This window comes from Eubacterium sp. AF16-48 (assembly GCF_003479405.1).
In the GTDB taxonomy this organism is placed as follows: Bacteria; Bacillota; Clostridia; order Lachnospirales; family Lachnospiraceae; genus Eubacterium_G; species Eubacterium_G segne.
Map to the genome: position 1 here is coordinate 425,736 of NZ_QUHB01000002.1, position 16,171 is coordinate 441,906.

The 16,171-nt window shown below is 36.4% G+C and carries 13 protein-coding genes and 1 pseudogene; 13 read left to right on the top strand and 1 reads right to left on the bottom strand.

Features of this window, described 5'->3' with window-relative positions:
• Positions 1-2 precede the first annotated feature (2 nt).
• From DWW68_RS04275 to rpe, 12 genes and pseudogenes are all read left to right on the top strand, one after another.
• Positions 3-1,673 (top strand): formate--tetrahydrofolate ligase, encoded by a 1,671-nt coding sequence (locus DWW68_RS04275; protein WP_021953334.1) that lies wholly within the window; start codon positions 3-5, stop codon positions 1,671-1,673.
• Between the two features lie 34 nt (positions 1,674-1,707).
• Positions 1,708-2,556 (top strand): bifunctional methylenetetrahydrofolate dehydrogenase/methenyltetrahydrofolate cyclohydrolase FolD, encoded by an 849-nt coding sequence (gene folD / locus DWW68_RS04280; RefSeq protein ID WP_021953333.1) that lies wholly within the window; start codon positions 1,708-1,710, stop codon positions 2,554-2,556.
• Between the two features lie 55 nt (positions 2,557-2,611).
• The gene (gene priA, locus DWW68_RS04285) at positions 2,612-4,843 is read left to right on the top strand and encodes a primosomal protein N' (RefSeq protein WP_158576799.1); all 2,232 of its coding nucleotides are present in this window, start codon (positions 2,612-2,614) and stop codon (positions 4,841-4,843) included.
• 27 nt (positions 4,844-4,870) lie between these two features.
• On the top strand, positions 4,871-5,368 hold the full coding sequence (def, locus tag DWW68_RS04290) for a peptide deformylase (protein ID WP_118588985.1): 498 nt from the start codon (positions 4,871-4,873) through the stop codon (positions 5,366-5,368).
• Between the two features lie 15 nt (positions 5,369-5,383).
• Entirely contained in the window at positions 5,384-6,310 is a 927-nt protein-coding gene (gene fmt / locus DWW68_RS04295; RefSeq protein ID WP_118588986.1) for a methionyl-tRNA formyltransferase, read from the top strand.
• Between the two features lie 19 nt (positions 6,311-6,329).
• Positions 6,330-7,037: a zinc metallopeptidase gene (locus DWW68_RS04300; RefSeq protein ID WP_118588987.1), complete on the top strand. Its 708-nt coding sequence runs from the start codon at positions 6,330-6,332 to the stop codon at positions 7,035-7,037.
• Complete coding sequence (gene rsmB / locus DWW68_RS04305) at positions 7,030-8,373, top strand: 16S rRNA (cytosine(967)-C(5))-methyltransferase RsmB (RefSeq protein WP_118588988.1); 1,344 nt, start codon at positions 7,030-7,032, stop codon at positions 8,371-8,373. Before DWW68_RS04300 ends, rsmB begins: the two co-directional genes overlap by 8 nt.
• Positions 8,370-9,422 (top strand): annotated as a pseudogene (gene rlmN / locus DWW68_RS04310) (23S rRNA (adenine(2503)-C(2))-methyltransferase RlmN). Before rsmB ends, rlmN begins: the two are co-directional and overlap by 4 nt.
• Before the next feature lie 15 nt (positions 9,423-9,437).
• Complete coding sequence (locus tag DWW68_RS04315; RefSeq protein WP_243169544.1) at positions 9,438-10,193, top strand: Stp1/IreP family PP2C-type Ser/Thr phosphatase; 756 nt, start codon at positions 9,438-9,440, stop codon at positions 10,191-10,193.
• A gap of 3 nt (positions 10,194-10,196) precedes the next feature.
• Positions 10,197-12,206 carry a Stk1 family PASTA domain-containing Ser/Thr kinase gene (gene pknB / locus DWW68_RS04320; protein WP_118588989.1) on the top strand — a complete coding sequence of 670 codons (2,010 nt, stop codon included), beginning with the start codon at positions 10,197-10,199 and terminating at the stop codon, positions 12,204-12,206.
• Between the two features lie 92 nt (positions 12,207-12,298).
• Positions 12,299-13,183, top strand: coding sequence for a ribosome small subunit-dependent GTPase A (gene rsgA, locus DWW68_RS04325; protein ID WP_118589022.1), 885 nt, complete (start codon positions 12,299-12,301; stop codon positions 13,181-13,183).
• A complete protein-coding gene (rpe, locus tag DWW68_RS04330) occupies positions 13,176-13,835 on the top strand; it encodes a ribulose-phosphate 3-epimerase (RefSeq protein ID WP_118588990.1) in 660 nt (219 codons plus the stop codon). The genes rsgA and rpe overlap by 8 nt, the downstream gene beginning before the upstream one ends.
• Before the next feature lie 85 nt (positions 13,836-13,920).
• Here the strand turns inward: rpe and ychF are convergent, their stop codons facing one another.
• Positions 13,921-15,018, bottom strand: a complete 1,098-nt coding sequence (ychF, locus tag DWW68_RS04335; protein ID WP_118588991.1) for a redox-regulated ATPase YchF — start codon at positions 15,016-15,018, stop codon at positions 13,921-13,923.
• A 143-nt stretch (positions 15,019-15,161) separates the two neighbouring features.
• On the opposite strand from ychF, the gene lgt reads away from it, so the two are divergent.
• Positions 15,162-16,052, top strand: a complete 891-nt coding sequence (lgt, locus tag DWW68_RS04340; RefSeq protein ID WP_118588992.1) for a prolipoprotein diacylglyceryl transferase — start codon at positions 15,162-15,164, stop codon at positions 16,050-16,052.
• Positions 16,053-16,171 lie beyond the last annotated feature (119 nt).

The window sequence follows — 16,171 nt, forward strand, 5'->3', positions numbered from 1 at the left end:
TTATGAAATCAGACATTGAAATTGCACAGGAGGCAGTCATGCTTCCGATTAAAGAGGTAGCACAGAATATAGGTTTAACAGAGGATGATATTGAGTTATATGGAAAGTATAAGGCAAAAATATCCAATGAATACTATGAAAAAATCAAAGGTAATGAAGATGGTAAACTTATTCTTGTTACAGCCATAAATCCGACTCCTGCAGGAGAAGGAAAAACAACAGTAACTGTTGGTTTAGGAGAGGCATTTGGAAGATTAAATAAAAAAGCAATGATAGCTTTAAGAGAGCCGTCATTAGGACCATGCTTTGGTATTAAAGGTGGTGCTGCAGGTGGCGGATATGCTCAGGTTGTTCCAATGGAAGATTTAAACCTTCATTTTACAGGAGACTTCCATGCAATAACTTCAGCTAACAATTTACTTGCTGCAATGCTTGACAACTCCATCCAGCAGGGAAATGAATTAAATATTGACCCAAATCAGGTTGTATGGAAGAGATGTGTTGACATAAATGACAGAGTTTTAAGAAATATAGTAGTAGGTCTTGGAAGAAAAGTAGATGGTGTTGTAAGAGAAGATCATTTCGTTATTACCGTGGCATCAGAAATCATGGCAATTCTTTGTCTTGCCAACGATTACGCAGATTTAAAGGAAAGACTTGGAAAGATAATTGTTGCATACACATATGACGGAGAGCCTGTAACTGCAAAGGATATTAAGGCAGTAGGTTCAATGGCAGTTCTTTTAAAGGATGCCATGAAGCCAAACCTTATTCAGACATTAGAGCATACACCGGCATTAGTACATGGTGGACCTTTTGCCAATATTGCTCATGGATGTAACTCGGTAAAGGCTACAAAAACAGCTCTTAAAATGGCAGATTATGTAATAACGGAAGCAGGCTTCGGCGCTGATTTAGGAGCAGAGAAATTTCTTGACATTAAATGTAGGAAGGCAGGCCTTAAGCCGGATTGTGTAGTATTAGTTGCTACGGTAAGGGCTTTAAAATATAATGGTGGCGTATCAAAGGATGAATTATCCAACGAAAATGTTGAAGCTTTAGCAAAGGGTATTGTAAACCTTGAAAAACATATTGAAAATTTACAGCAGTTTGGAGTTCCTGTAGTAGTTACATTAAATCGGTTTGTAACAGATACGGAAGCTGAATATGAATTTATAAAGAATTTCTGTGAAGAACGTGGATGTGAGTTCGCATTAGCAGAAGTTTGGGCAAAAGGTGGCGAAGGCGGAGTTGCTTTAGCACAGAAAGTAATTGATACTATTGAAAATAAGCCGTCAAATTACAAGCCTTTATATCCTGATAATATGTCCATTAAAGAAAAAATTGAAACTGTTGCCACAAAGATATATGGAGCAGAGGGAGTAACATATTCTCCTGAGGCTGAAAAGGCCATTGCCAATATTGAAAAGTTAGGATATGGAGATTATCCTGTATGTATGGCAAAAACACAGTATTCACTGTCAGATGACAAAACTAAGTTAGGACGTCCTACAGGATTTACAATAAATATCCGTGAAGTATATATTTCTGCCGGAGCAGGATTTGTAGTTGCAATTACCGGAAGCATTATGACCATGCCTGGATTATCAAAGAAGCCGGCAGCATATGGAATTGATTTGACTGATGATGGCAAAATAGAAGGATTATTCTAAAACATAAAATTTACCGGAAAAGAGGGAAAAGGAAATGGCAAAAATAATAGATGGAAAGGCTATTTCATTAGCAATAAAGGATGAATTAAAGGAAAAGGTAGCTGAATATAAGAATAAAGGAATTGACATTACATTAGCAGTTGTAAAGGTGGGAAACGACCCGGCATCTGCAGTTTATGTAAGAAATAAGGAAAAAGCCTGTGAATATGTAGGTATTAATTCAAGAACCTTAGCTTTGCCGGAGGAAACTACTCAGGAAGAGTTACTTAATATTGTCAGGGAATTAAATGAAGATGATACCGTAAACGGCATTTTAGTTCAGCTTCCCCTTCCAAAGCATATAGATGAAAGTGAGGTACTTCTTGCAATTAACAGCACAAAGGATGTTGATGGATTTCATCCTGTAAATGTAGGAAAAATGGTAATTGGAGAAGATACATTTTTACCATGTACTCCTGCAGGAATTATTGAAATGTTAAAACGCAGTGACATAGATATTGAAGGAAAAGAGTGTGTAGTAATTGGAAGAAGCAATATTGTAGGAAAACCTATGTCACTTTTAATGCTTAAGGAAAATGCCACAGTTACAATTGCTCATTCAAGAACTAAGGATTTAAAGGAAGTTACAAAGCGGGCAGATATTTTAGTTGCTGCTATTGGAAAACCAAAATTTGTAACAGCTGATTATGTTAAAGAAGGTGCCGTGGTAATTGACGTAGGAATGGATAGAGATGAAAACGGTAAGCTTTGTGGTGATGTGGATTTTGAGTCAGTGGAGCCAAAGGTATCAGCCATAACACCTGTTCCGGGAGGTGTAGGCCCAATGACAGTTACTATGTTGTTGGTAAACTGTTTAAGAAGTGTAGAGCTAAATAAAAAATAAATTAATCTATAAAAGCTAATGTCCAAAATGCAGCGGAGATTAAAAGGAGGTCAAAATGAAGTTTGCAAATATTATAATTGATATTTCTCACGAAAAGTTAGACCATCCTTTTGGATATATAATACCTGAAGAATTGGAGAACCGCATTTTTGCAGGCACAGGGGTAATGATACCCTTTGGCAGGGGAAACAGACAGATAAAGGGATATGTTATTGAGGTAACTGATAAACCATCCTTTGATGTAAGCAAAATGAAAAAAATATCCTCTGTTATTGAAGGTGCAGTGGAAGTGGAAAGCATGCTTATTAAACTGGCATGGTGGATAAAAGAAAACTACGGTTCAACCATGAATCAGGCATTAAAAACCGTAATACCTGTAAAAAACAAAGTCAGGGCAAAGGAAAATAAAACCATTGTTCTTAATATGACTAAAGATGAAGCATTAGAGAAGATTGAACAATACACCAAAAAACATGCTACAGCAAGAATAAGACTTCTTAAGGAATTAATTGACAATGATAATATTTCTAGGAGGCTTGTAACAGATAAATTAAATATATCTGACAGTACGATAAAATCCATGGAAATCCAGGGAGATATTGTTGTTAATGCGGATATTGATTATAGAAATCCCGTTACTGTTACCAGTCAGCCGGAGTATGACATTGTTCTTAATAATGAACAAAGATGTGTTGCGGAAGAAATAAAAAAAACCATGAATTTTAAACCGTCTAAGTTCCCTAATGTTCATCTGATTCATGGAATTACAGGAAGCGGAAAGACGGAAGTATATATGGATTTAATTGACTATACCATTAAAAATGGAAAGTCTGCCATTGTACTTATTCCGGAAATTGCCCTTACCTATCAGACAGTTATGAGATTTACAAGGCGTTTTAAGGAAAAGGTGTCCATTGTAAATTCCAGAATGTCTGCAGGAGAGAAGTACGACCAGTTTGAAAGGGCTAAGAAGGGTGAAATCAGCATAATGATTGGCCCCAGGTCAGCACTTTTTACACCTTTTAAAAATTTGGGACTTATTGTAATAGATGAAGAGCATGAAAGTGCATATAAAAGCGAGTCGGTGCCTAAGTATCATGCCATAGAAGTAGCACAAAAAAGAGGTGTGGATACGGGAGCTGCCATTGTTTTGGGTTCAGCCACACCGTCTCTTGAGTCATATTACCGGGCAAAAAAAGGCATATATAAGTTTCATAAACTTACATCAAGGGAAAAAGGAAATCTTCCCACAGTTTCAATTGTGGATTTAAGGGAAGAGTTAAAAAATGATAATAAGTCTATATTTAGTGTAAAATTAAGTGAATTAATTAAAGACAGATTACAGAAAAAACAGCAGACAATGCTGTTTATTAACAGAAGAGGATATGCGGGATTTGTATCCTGCAGGGATTGTGGTGAGGCAATTAAATGTCCCCACTGTGATGTTACCTTAAAACTTCACACCAATAGAAAATTAGTATGTCATTATTGTGGACACACGGAAATGATGCCGGGATTGTGTCCGGGATGTGGCTCTAAAAATATTGGTGGCTTTGGAATAGGAACCCAGCAGATAGAACTGGCAGTCAAGAAAATGTTCCCCACAGCAAAAGTTCTTAGAATGGATGCAGATACCACATCTAAAAAAGGAAGCCATGACAGAATACTTTCAGCTTTTGCCAATCACGAAGCAGATATACTAGTGGGAACCCAGATGATTGTTAAGGGGCATGATTTCCCTAACGTAACCTTAGTGGGAGTTTTAGCAGCAGATATGTCTTTATATGCATCTGATTACAGGGCAGCAGAGAGAACCTTCCAGCTTTTATGTCAGGCGGCAGGAAGAGCCGGAAGAGGAGTAAGCTTAGGAGATGTGGTTATTCAGACATATTCCCCGGATAATTATAGTATAAAAGCTGCAAGTCATCAGGACTATGAGGAGTTTTATCAGGAGGAAATAGCCTACCGCAAGCTTATGTCATATCCTCCGGTGGCAAATATGATTTCCGTATTTTTACAGGGAAAAGACCAAAAGGAATTAAACATTGCCACGGAATATATTACTGAAATCATAAAGAAGAAAAGAGATGAACATTATAATAAGCTTATGATTATAGGCCCGGCAAAACCACCGGTTTCAAAGGTTAATGATGTTCATAGAAGAATAATATATTTAAAGGGAATAACAAGAAAAGAATTAATAGATTTAAAAGATAGTTTAGAAGATGTAATAAACTGTTCACAAAATTTCAAAAATATTAATGTACAATTTGATTTTAAAGTATAAACTGACAATTTATTTAAGGAGAAGAAAATGGCAATACGAAATATAAGAGAATTAGGAGAACCATGTCTTAGAAAGGTATGCAAGCCGGTTAAGGAAATGAATTCCCGTACTAAGATATTAATTGAAGATATGTTTGATACCATGTATGAGGCAAATGGTGTAGGCTTAGCGGCACCACAGGTGGGAATTTTAAAGAGAATATTTGTTGTGGACTGTGGAGATGAGGAGGGAAACAGCGTTCCATATGTTTTTATTAATCCTGAAATAATAGACAGAGATGGCATTCAGGCAGGATATGAAGGATGCTTGAGCGTTCCTGGAAAATCAGGAATGGTTACAAGAGCTAATAATGTAAAGGTAAAAGCCTTAGACGAAAACATGGAAGAATTTGAATTAGAGGCAGAAGGATTGTTAGCCAGATGCATACTTCATGAAAATGATCACTTAGATGGAGTTATGTATGTAGATAAGGTGGAAGGAAAATTATACGACAACGAAGAGTTGTACGAAAATAATGAAGAATAGTCAGGGGGTGAATACATGAAAGTAGTATTTATGGGAACACCGGATTTTTCCGTACCTGCATTAAAGGCTATAGCCGGTAAGCATGATGTAACGGCAGTTGTTACCCAGCAGGACAGACCAAAGGGAAGAGGTCACAAAATGCAGTTTACTCCTGTAAAGGAAACGGCAGTGGAGCTTAATATTCCGGTATATCAGCCACGAAAGGTAAAAGATAAGGAGTTTGTGGAAATTTTAAGAAATCTAAAGCCTGATGTAATTGTGGTGATTGCGTTTGGACAGATTTTGTCGAAAGAAATTCTCGATTTGCCAAAATACGGATGCGTTAATGTGCATGCATCGCTTTTACCTAAGTACCGTGGAGCTGCACCTATACAGTGGGCAGTTATTGATGGTGAAGAGTATTCAGGAGTTACCACAATGTATATGGCAGAAGGTCTTGATACAGGTGACATTATAGATAAAAGTGTAGTTAAATTAAGAGATGACGAAACAGGAGGGAGCCTGTTTGATGCCTTGTCTCAAGAGGGGGCAAAGCTTATAATAGAAACTCTTGACAAGTTAGAACAAGGCACAGCAGAAAGAACTAAGCAGGATGATTCCTTATCCACCTATGCGGGAAAAATAACAAAAGAACTGGGAAATATTGATTTTTCAAAGCCTGCAGTGGAAATTGAACGTTTAATAAGAGGATTAAATCCATGGCCAAGTGCGTATACAACCCTTAATGGAAAAACTCTTAAAATCTGGAAGGCAAAGGTAGAGGAAGGTTCTACAGATAAAGCTCCGGGAGAAATAATGGAAGTTTCAAAAAGGGGCATTAAGGTGGCAACAGGAGAAAATTTTCTGATTTTACAGGAAATACAGCTGGAAGGAAAGAAGAGAATGGAAGTTTCTGCATTTTTAAACGGATATGAAATAAATGCACACCATTTGGGAGATTAATATACTAGGAGGTGTTTTTATGCTATATGGATTTTATTTTGACCCAACATATATTTTGATTATTATAGGTATGGTGATTTGCATGGCAGCTTCAGCACATGTAAACTCAACCTTTAAAAAGTATTCAAGATACAGAAGTAATTCAGGACTTACGGGGGCACAGGCAGCAGCTAAAATATTGGAATCTCAGGGAATATATGATGTACAGATAAGACATGTTTCAGGGGATTTAACAGATAACTATAATCCTTCAAATAAGGTACTTAGTCTGTCAGATGCTACTTATAACAGCACCAGTGTGGCAGCCATAGGTGTTGCAGCTCATGAATGTGGTCATGCAATGCAGCATCAGAAGGGATATACACCTATTGCAGTGAGAAATGCATTGGTTCCTTTTGCAAACTGGGGAGCAAGATTGTCCTGGGTACTTATAATTGCAGGATTAATATTCTTTGGACAGGGAACAGGACAGACAATAATAAATATCGGTATTTTTGCCTTTTCATTGGCAGTAATATTTCAGATAGTAACTCTTCCTGTAGAGTTTAATGCATCAGGAAGAGCCATAAAAGTATTAGAAAGTACAGGCATATTTGGAAGTCAGGAGCTTAAATATACAAGGAAAGTATTAGGTGCGGCAGCCCTTACTTATGTGGCAGCGGTAGCATCATCAATTTTACAGCTCTTAAGACTTATAATACTGTTTGGAGGAAGAAAAGATGACTAAAAATGTCTCATGTAATGTTAATTCAAGAAATGTGGTATTAACAATGCTTGAAAAAACTGAAAATGGTGAAAAAAGTCATATAGTGCTTAAAAATACACTAGACGGGTATCAGGACATTGATAAACAGACAAGAGCATTTATTACCAGATTATTTCAGGGAACATTAGAGAGACAAATTGAACTTGATTATATTATAAACATTTATTCAAAAACACCTGTTAAAAAAATGAAGCCGGTTATAAGAAATATACTTAGACTTTCTGTTTATCAGTTAAAGTATATGAAATCAGTTCCGGTTTCGGCAGTGTGTAATGAAGCGGTAAAGTTAGTGGCAAAAAGAAAATTTTCGGGACTTAAGGGCTTTGTAAACGGAGTTCTTAGAAATATTGCAAGAAATATAGAGGATATTAAATATCCTGTTAATGAGGAAAAAAAACTTTCAGTGAATTATTCCATGCCGGAATGGATAATTAAATTATGGATACAGGAATATGGCATTAATAAAACAAAGGAAATGCTTACCTCCATATATTCTGACAGAAGAACCACAGTAAGGGTAAACACCGGCAGGGCTACAGTGGAAGAAGTAATAAGCATCTTAGAAAACGGTGGTGTTAAGGTGGAAAAAAGCCCACTATATGACAAGGCATTATTAATTTGGGGTTACGATAATTTAAACAGCTTAGAGGCTTTTTCAAAGGGAATGATTACAGTTCAGGATTTAAGCTCCATGATGGCGGGACTTAGTGCCAATCCTAAAAAAGGTGATTACATTATAGATGTATGTGCAGCTCCCGGTGGAAAAACCATGCATATGGCTGATATTATGGGGCAGACAGGAATGGTTGACTCAAGGGATTTAACACCATATAAAATTAGCCTGATAAATGAAAATATATCACGGATGGGTTATAAAAATATTAAAACAACCGTGATGGATGCAACAGTCTTAGATGAAAAATCCATAGAAGCTGCTGATGTGGTAATGGCGGATTTGCCCTGCTCAGGTCTTGGAGTTATGGGAAAGAAAAATGACATAAAATACAATGTGTCATTAGCACAAATAAAGGAACTTGTTAAATTACAGAGACAGATTTTGCAGGTGTCATGTAAATATTTAAAAAAAGGCGGGACACTGGTTTTTTCGACCTGTACCGTTAATAAATATGAAAATGATGAAAATGTAAGGTGGATAACGGAAAATCTCCCCCTTACCCCGGTTTCTCTTGCAGGCATTTTACCAAAGCAACTGGGCGGAGATAAGGGTTATGTACAAATTTATCCGGGAGAATATGGTATGGATGGTTTTTTCGTATCAGCATTTAAGAAAATATGAGTGAATTAAAAGATATTAAGTCATATAATTTAAAAGAATTAAAAGAAGAATTAACGAAAATGGGTGAAAAGCCCTTTCGGGCAGGTCAGATATACAGATGGCTTCACGTGGAAACCGTAAGAAGCTTTGATGAAATGACTAATATTTCCAAAAGCTTAAGGGAGAAGTTAAGCAGGGAATATGAAATAAGAAATGTAAATCAGATACAGGTTTTAGTTTCAAAAATTGACGGCACAAGAAAATACATATCAGAAATAAAAGGCGGTTCTGTTATTGAAAGTGTTCTGATGCGTTATCATCATGGCAATTCAGTATGTATATCTACCCAGTAAGGATGCCGTATGGGATGTAAGTTTTGTGCTTCAACCCTTAAGGGATTAGACAGAAACCTGACTCCGTCAGAGATGCTTGATGAAATTTATTCCATTGAAAGAGACATAAATGAAAAGGTATCTAACATTGTTTTAATGGGCAGTGGTGAGCCTTTGGATAATTTTGATAATGTAACAAAATTTATTGAAATGATTACAGACGAAAACGGAAAGAATTTAAGTCAGAGAAACATAACTCTTTCAACCTGTGGAATAGTGCCTAACATAAAACGTTTAGCAGATATGCATCCGCAGATTACATTGGCACTTTCCCTTCATGCATCAGATGATGAAACAAGAAAGAAGTTAATGCCTATAGCATACAAATATTCAATAAATGAAATTTTAGATGCCTGCGTTTATTACTTTAACAAAACTAAAAGAAGAATTACTTTTGAGTATAGTTTAGTTGCAGGAGTAAATGACAATACGGAGGAAGCCCTTAAACTGGTAGGTCTTGTTAAGGGAATAAACTGCCACGTTAATCTTATTCCTGTAAATCCCATTAAAGAAAGGAAAATGACCCAGCCGGATAAAGCTGCGGTACAACATTTTAAATCAATACTTGAAAAAAATAAGATAAATGTTACTATAAGAAGAGAAATGGGCAGAGACATTAACGGAGCGTGCGGACAGCTTAGAAATGAGGTTATGTCCGGAAAAATATTAAAGGATTAGAAGGGAGGAAAATCATTGGCAGATATTAAAATTAATGCATTTGGAAAAACTGATGTAGGTTTAATGAGAACTATTAATCAGGATAGTATTTTTGTATCTACACAACCAATAGGAAAGCTCCCTAACCTTTTTATTGTTGCAGATGGTATGGGGGGGCATAAGGCAGGAGACGTGGCTTCAAGGGAAGCCATTGAAAGATTTGTAAAATATGCCTGCACTACCCATATGTCAGATCCTGCCAACATATTAGATGCGGGAATTATTTCAGTAAATAAAGATATATTTGATATGGCAAATTCCAACAGAGATTACAGTGGTATGGGAACCACCTTTGTTGCAGCCTCATTAGTTGAGAATCATGTTTATATTGCAAATGTTGGAGACAGCAGGCTCTATTTGATAGGAAGAGACATAAGGCAGATTACAAGAGACCATTCACTGGTGGAAGATATGGTTAGAATGGGTGTTTTAGAAAGAGAAGAAGCAAGAACTCATTACAAGAAAAATGTTATTACCAAAGCTATAGGAGTGGCAGATGACAAAACATCCACTCCGGACATTTTTGAAATAGAAGTGGAAAATGGTGACAAGTTGCTTTTATGTTCAGACGGACTTACAAATATGGTGGAGGACTATGACATAAAGAAAATTGTAAAAGATAATGACAGCATTGAGGATGCAGTCCGTGAACTGATTAAACAGGCAAATGAGAACGGCGGAAAAGATAATATATCAGCGATTCTGATAGAACCTGAAATTGGCGAGGAGTAGAGCATGTTAGAAAAAGGTAATTTTATTAATAACCGTTATGAAATTATAGGCAGAGTAGGTGCAGGCGGTATGTCTGATGTTTACAAAGCCAAGGATCATAAATTAAATAGAAATGTAGCTATAAAAGTATTAAAAAAGGAATACAGCAAAGATAAGAATTTTGTATCAAAATTCAGGGTAGAGGCCCAGTCTGCGGCAAGTCTTATTCACCCAAATATTGTAAATGTATATGATGTAGGTGAAGACAACGGACTATATTACATAGTTATGGAATTAATAGAGGGAATTACCCTTAAAAGTTATATACAGAAGAAAGGCAGACTTTCTGCAAGGGAAACCATAAGCATTGCCATTCAGATTGCCAATGGAATAGAGTGTGCCCACAATAATCAGATTGTTCACAGGGATATTAAACCTCAGAATATAATGATTTCAAGAGAGGGAAAGGTTAAGGTTACGGATTTTGGTATTGCAAGGGCTGCAAGTTCCAATACCATTAACGGAAATGCAATGGGTTCAGTTCATTACATTTCACCGGAACAGGCAGGAGGAAAGTACGTTGACGAAAAAAGCGATATTTATTCTCTTGGAATAACAATGTTTGAAATGATTACAGGCAAGGTTCCTTTTGATGGAGAATCTACTGTTACCATTGCCTTAAAACACATTCAGAATTCAGTGCCAAGTATCAGGGAATATATTCCTCAGGCACCGGTAAGCATTGAAAAAATTATTTTAAAATGTACACAAAATAAATCAGACAAGAGATATCCGAAAATTTCTCTTCTTATAGCAGATTTAAAGAGGGCTCTTACGGAACCGGATGTGGATTTTGTACAGATTGATGCTACAAGACCTATAGGAACCACAGTTATGATTACTGATGAGGAGATTAATCAGATAAGAAAAGGAGCCGGAAAAACAAGCCCGGAGAAACCGGAAGAGGACGTGGATGATATTGATGCCATGTCGCCTAAAATGGACAAAGCCGTAACTATAGGTGGTGTAATAGCAGGTATTGCGGCATTAATGGTAGTGGCTGTTATTTTGACGGTGGTATTAAGTGATAACAGCATAAAGCTTCCAAAGGATATGTCAGGAGATGAAATCCAGACTATTGACCCAAGAAAGACGGTTGTGCCAAAGGTTCTTGGTATGTCTTCTGATGAAGCTGAAAAAGCTCTTAATGAAAAGAGTCTTGGATTTGAGTATGACTCAAATTATGTATATAGTGATGTTTATGCGGCAGACCAGATTGTTAATCAGTCTGAGGCACCGGGCAGTGTAGTTAATAAAAATATAACTGTTAAGCTTATTGTCAGCAAAGGTCCTGAAAGAATACAGGTTCCTGCAGGTATAAGTAGATCTGATTTAGACAGTGCCATTTCTAAATTAGACAGTGTAGGATTAAAATATGAAATAACATACGAATTTAGTGGAAATACCATTGGTACTGTTATTTCCTGTTCACCAACAGAAAATGCATCTGTTAATAAGAAAGATATTGTTAAGTTGGTAGTTAGCCGTGGAAGTCAGGAAAGTGAAGAAAAAACGGCAACAGTTCCAAGTCTTGTTAATATGAAACTGGCAAAAGCACAGCAGAAAATATCATCTAGTGGATTTGAAATTGGAAATGTAAGTGAAGAATATAGCGACACTGTAAAGAAAGGTTATGTAATAAGGCAGACTGTTAAGTCAGGTCATCAGATGCCTCTTGGTGGAACCATAGGTCTTGTGGTAAGTAAAGGCTCGGAAGATGCACCGAAATATACAGGAAGCTATACTTTCGCCCTGGAGGATTTACATGATGCAGACGGAAATCCTATAACTGAAGGTGTTGTTAATGTGGCACTTGACGGTGTATTACAAAAGGTTGATCCTAAGTATGCAGATGTTTCAACGTGGCCTGGAGATTACACAATAGAGCTTACAGGAGATAAGAAGGGCAAGGCTACCATTGAACTTATGGTAAACGGTCAGGTTATTCATACCGGAACAGTTAAGTTAAAATAATATAAAGAATATAAAAGAGCTGAAGCAGTAGCTACAGCTCTTTTGATGGTTAAAGGAAGTATAAGTTGGAAAATCAAAACAATAGACATCAGGTGTCAGGAAAAATTGTAAAAGGAATAGCCGGATTTTATTATGTTTGCATTGAAAACGGTGATGTTTATGAGTGCAAGGCAAAAGGTGCATTTAGAAATAAAAATATAAAGCCTTTAGTAGGTGATAATGTTGTTATGGACATTATTAATCAGGAAGAGAAAAAGGGCAATATAATTGAAATATGTGACAGAAAAAACGAGCTTATAAGACCGGCCGTGGCAAATATTGACCAGGCAATGATTATTTTTGCATTAAAAAAGCCGGATCCTAACCTTAATCTGTTAGATAAATTTCTTGTTATGATGGAATATCAGAATATAGACACCATAATTTGCTTTAATAAGATGGATATATCAGACGAAGATTTCATGAATGAGCTAGACAGTATATATTCAAAAGCAGGGTATAAGGTGATGTTTGCCAGTGCCACGGAAGAAAAAGGTGTGGAAAGCATAATGGAGCTTTTAAAAAATAAAAGTACTGTTTTTGCCGGCCCTTCAGGAGTTGGAAAGTCATCTATGCTTAATGCCTTAACGAAGGATTACAAAATGGAAACAGGTAGTGTAAGCAGAAAAATAGGACGTGGAAAGCATACCACAAGACATTCTGAAATATTCTATGTAGGTGACGATACTTATATTTTTGATACACCGGGATTTAGCTCATTATATGTTCCGGGAATGACTAAGGAAAGTCTTGAGGACTGTTATGGTGAATTTGAAAAGTATAAGGATAAATGCAGGTTTGTGGGATGTGCCCATATTAGCGAACCGGATTGTGCCGTAAAGGAGGCTTTAGCCGGTGGACATATAGATGAAAGCAGATATGAAAACTATAAATTAATGTACAATGAATTAAAGGAAAAGGAGAGGCGTTATGATTAAATTAGCACCGTCAATTTTATCAGCGGATTTTGCAAAGTTAGGAGAAGATGTAGTAAGAATAGACAAGGCAGGCTGTGACTGGATTCACATAGATGTAATGGATGGTATGTTTGTGCCAAACATTTCCTTTGGAATGCCTGTAATCAAAGCCATAAGAGGTCTAACTAATAAATTTTTTGACGTACATCTTATGATTGAGGAACCAATACGTTACTTACAGCAGTTTAAAGAGGCAGGAGCAGACATGGTTACTGTTCATGTGGAGGCATGTGAGGATGTGGAAAAAACCATTGATGAAATTCATAAGTTAGGAATCAAGGCAGGACTGGCATGTAATCCGGAAACTCCCGTTGATGACATTGTTCCTTACATTAATAAGGTGGATATGATACTTATTATGACTGTTCATCCGGGCTTTGGAGGTCAGTCTTATATAGATGAATGTACGGAAAAGGTTGAAATAGTAAATGCCATAGTAAATGAATACAGGTTAGATACCTTGATTCAGGTAGATGGTGGAGTAAATACGGAAAATGTATGTATACCTCTTGATGCAGGAGCAAATGTAATTGTAGCAGGCTCTGCTGTATATAAGGGAGATGTGGAAAAGAATATAGAAGTATTTAAAAATAAGTTTATTAGCTTTGAATAAAAAACAAAAAAACATAATAAAAAAGATGCTGTTACCCTTAATTAAAATTTAAAGGTAACAGCATCTTTTATAACGCAAAAATATTTTAAACGTTAAATCTAAAGAGAATTACATCTCCGTCTTTAACTACATAATCTTTTCCCTGAAGTCCTACAAGACCTTTTTCCTTAGCGTCTTTATAGCTACCGCATGCCATTAAGTCATCGTAGCTTACAACTTCTGCACAGATAAAGCCACGCTCAAAATCGCTGTGGATTTTTCCTGCTGCCTGAGGTGCCTTAGTACCCTTGGTAATAGTCCAGGCTCTTGTTTCAGTTTCTCCTGCTGTAAGATAACTAATTAAACCAAGAAGTGAATAGCTGGCTTTAATTAATTTATCAAGGCCGGATTCCTTAATTCCCAAATCCTCTAAAAACATCTGTTTTTCATCATCATCTAATTCTGCAATTTCCTGTTCAATTTCAGCACTAATAACAAAAACCTCAGAATTGTTTTCAGCTGCATATTTTCTAACTGCTGCAACGTGAGGATTAGAAGCACCGTCATCTGCTAAATCCTCTTCAGAAACATTAGCTGCAAAAATAACCGGCTTTGCTGTAAGAAGATTGTATTCAGCCATCCATGCTTGCTCATCTTCATCATCGATTTCATATTTAATGGCTAAATTTCCATCTTCAAGAAATGCCTTCATACGTTGCTGGAAATCAAGTTCCTTAGCAAGCATTTTATCATTTCTTGCACCACGGGTTGTTTTGGCAATACGTCTTTCTAAAATTTCCACATCTGAAAAGATAAGCTCAAGATTAATAGTTTCAATGTCTCTTAAAGGGTCAACGCTTCCGTCAACATGAATAACATTGGTATCCTCAAAACATCTTACTACATGTACAATGGCATCAACTTCCCTGATGTTAGCAAGAAACTGGTTACCAAGTCCTTCACCCTTTGACGCACCTTTAACCAATCCGGCTATGTCTACAAACTCAATAACGGCAGGAGTAGTTTTAGCTGAATTATATAATTCAGTAAGTTTGTCAAGTCTCTCATCAGGAACTGCAACTACGCCTACGTTAGGGTCTATTGTACAAAACGGGTAATTGGCTGATTCAGCCCCCGCTTTAGTTAATGAATTAAATAAAGTACTTTTGCCTACATTAGGAAGGCCAACTATACCTAATTTCATATTATAATCCTCCAATCTTTGGTAATACCAAAAGATAGTTTAACATATTTTAGGCACAGGGGCAATGATAGGGTTGAATAAAATCAAAAATATTGCTAAATTATAATGAGAGAAAATAATGGAAAATCCGGAGGCAATATAAAATGATATTATCTACAACAATACAATTTCCTAATTTACATATAAATATAGAGCATCTGCCCAAATCCTTTTCGGTTTTTGGCTTTGATATAGCATTTTACGGCTGTATTATAGCTTTGGGAATGTTAGCAGGAATTGCCATAGTATGTTATGAGGCAAAAAGAACAGGGCAGGATTATAACCAGTATATTGATTTCGCCCTTTATGCCATTGTGTTTAGTGTTATTGGTGCCAGAGTCTATTATGTAATATTCAGGTGGAGCTATTACAGTGCCCATCCCACTGAAATAATTAACATCCGTGAAGGGGGACTTGCAATATACGGTGGTGTAATTGTGGCAATTCTTACCTGCTTTATTTACACCAAAATAAAGAAAATGTCTTTCCCTAAGGTATGCGATACAGCAATTTTAGGATTAATACTTGGTCAGATAATTGGAAGATGGGGAAACTTTTTTAACAGAGAAGCATTTGGAGGAGTTGCCAGAGACAAAAATCCATGGGCAATGCGAATTTATTTTGACGAAAACTATGATATTTCCCAGGTACCGGATGTGGTAAAAAACGGAATGGAAGCCTTAAGAGGAAAAGCATTAAGTGAAATAGGATATATTCAGGTGCAACCCACATTTTTATATGAATCCCTATGGAATTTGTTTGTACTTGTATTAATGCTTATTTTCAGAAGAAAGAAAAAGTTTGATGGGGAGGTTATCCTTTGGTACTTAATTGGATATGGCATAGGAAGAGCCGTTATTGAAGGAATGAGAACAGACCAGCTTATTATGCCGGTTACCGGATGGCCGGTATCCCAGACATTATCTATAGTAGTGGCAACAGTGTCTGTTATTGTGGTAATAGTAAAAAGAAGAAAAATTGCAAAAGCAGAATAAAACAGAATATAAAACGTAAAATAAAAGAAAACGTTATCAGGTGTTAAAAAAATATCGGATAACGTTTTTTTTATTTATTTTAGGGTTGAAAAGATACCTAAAATGGTTTATTATTCATA